General features: G+C 44.0%; 1 protein-coding gene. It reads left to right on the forward strand.

Going from position 1 to position 2,302, the window contains the following annotated elements; all coding sequences use genetic code 11:
• A partial coding sequence (locus HMPREF2780_RS02560; protein ID WP_158672286.1) for an isopeptide-forming domain-containing fimbrial protein occupies positions 1 to 2,302 on the forward strand: 2,302 nt, incomplete at both ends.

Below are 2,302 nucleotides of genomic sequence, written 5' to 3' on the forward strand. Positions count from 1 at the left end.
AAGCAAACGGTGGTAAAGAAGTTGTCCTCAACTTTAAGGCTAAGATTCGTGAAGGTGCAAACCTAGCAGACTACATCGAAGCAGACGGCGCAACGCGTGTACCTAACAAGGCGTCTTATGTGGCTAACTTCCCACACCGTCCAAAAGTTGAGAAAGATTCAAACATCGTTCCAGTGACTCCGCCATCACCAGAAAATCCACCAGTTGAGAAGAAGGTTAATAACAAGCCATCTGCAACTTTGGACAGCCGTGATGAAGAATTCACTTACACCATCGATACGAAAGTACCTGTCGATGCGACTGGCTTCAAGATTACCGACGAATTGAAAGACGTTCTTGAATTCTCAGGTAAGAAAGGCCAAGCAGAAGTTACAGTAGATGGTGACAAAGATGTGATCGAAGATTCACAAATCACTGTAGATAAACAAGTTCTGACAGTAACTCTGACGAAGGATCAAGTGAAGAAATACGGCAATAAAGCTGTTCATGTAAGCTTCAAGGCTAAAATTCGTAAGAATGTCAGCCTGGCAGGCTACATTGAAGCAGACGGCGTAACTCGGATCCCTAACATTGCTAAATACATCATCAACGATGATCCTAAGACAGAAAAGAGCACAGAACCAGTTCCAGTGATTCCACCAAGCCCAGAAGAACCTGGTATTAAGAAAGAAGTGAATGGTCAGCCAGAAGCAACGCTGAAAGAACGTTATGAAGAGTTTACTTATAAAGTAACAACTTCTGTACCTCAAGATGCGACAGCCTTCTCAGTATCAGATACTCTTGTACCAGTATTAGAATTCTCAGGTGAGAAAGGTCAAGCAACAGCGACTCTTGATGGTCAAGAAATTGATGCCAACCGTATCAACGTTGCAGACCAAACAATCTCTATGGCTCTGACAGAAGACGAAGTGAAAGCAAATGGTGGTAAGGAAGTAACCTTGACCTTCAAGGCTAAGATTCGTGAAGGTGCAAACTTGTCTGACTACATTGAAAAAGGTAAGACTAGCATCCCGAATACAGCTTCTTACACAGCAGGCTTCCCAAATCGTCCAGAAATCCATAAGGATTCAAACAGAGTACCAGTAACGCCTCCAACTCCAGAAGAACCTGGAATTAAGAAGGATGTCAATGGTAAGGAAGAGGAAACACTGGCCAACCGTAACGATGAGTTCACCTACCACATCAATACGAAAGTACCGTTTGATGCAACAGCCTTCTCTATCAATGATGAGCTGAAAGACGTTCTTGAATTTGCAGATGGAACAGGTCGTGCGACTGCTAGCCTAAATGGCCAAGCTCTTGATGCCGATCGTATCTCAATTAATGGTCAAACCATTACTGTGAACCTAACCGAAGAACAAGTCAAGAACAATGGTGGTAAAGATGTGAACCTAACCTTCACAGCTAAGATCCGCCAAGGTGTCAACCTATCTGGCTACATTAAAGATGGTAAGACTAGAATTCCGAATAAGGCAAGCTACCGAGTGGACTTCCCGAACAACCCAGGCGTAACTAAGGATTCTAATGAAGTCCCAGTGACTCCTCCAAGTCCGGAAAATCCTCCGATTGAGAAGAAGGTCAATGAGGCTGAGTCAGCGAACTTAGGAGCTCGTGATGAAGAATTCACCTACACAATCGACACAACTGTGCCGCTTGATGTTACAGGCTTCGCAGTCTACGATACGATTGAGAAAGTCTTAGAATTCTCAGGTGAAAATGGCCAAGCAAGCGCAACGGTAGATGGTCAACCACTAGATGCCAGCCACATTACAATTAAAGGTCAGAAGATCACAGTCAAACTGACAGAAGACGAAGCGAAAGCCCTAGGAGGCAAAGCAGTTCATGTCAGCTTCAAGGCTAAGATCAAGGCGGGAGCGAACCTGTCAGACTATATCGAAAAAGATGGTACGACACGGATTTACAACACCGCTAAATACAACTTTAACAATGACCCAGGAACAGAACAAAGTTCTAAACCAGTTCCAGTCATTCCACCAACCCCAACTGAACCAGAACTGAAGAAGGAAGTAAACGGTAAAGAAGCTGAAACATTAGCTAACCGTGACGATGTCTTCACTTACACTGTGAAGACTACTGTACCGCAAGATGCGACAGCCTTCTCTATCAGCGATAGTTTAGTTCCAGTACTTGAATTTGCAGGCGAAGATGCAGAAGCATCTCTCACACTCAATGGTGAAAAGCTGGATGCAAAACAAATCAAGCTGAAAGACCAAACCATCAGTGCTGAGTTGACTGAAGAACAAGTCAAAGCAAACGGTGGTAAAGAAGTTGTCCTCAACTT

Source organism: Streptococcus sp. HMSC062B01 (assembly GCF_001811085.1).
GTDB classification, from domain to species: Bacteria; Bacillota; Bacilli; order Lactobacillales; family Streptococcaceae; genus Streptococcus; species Streptococcus gordonii.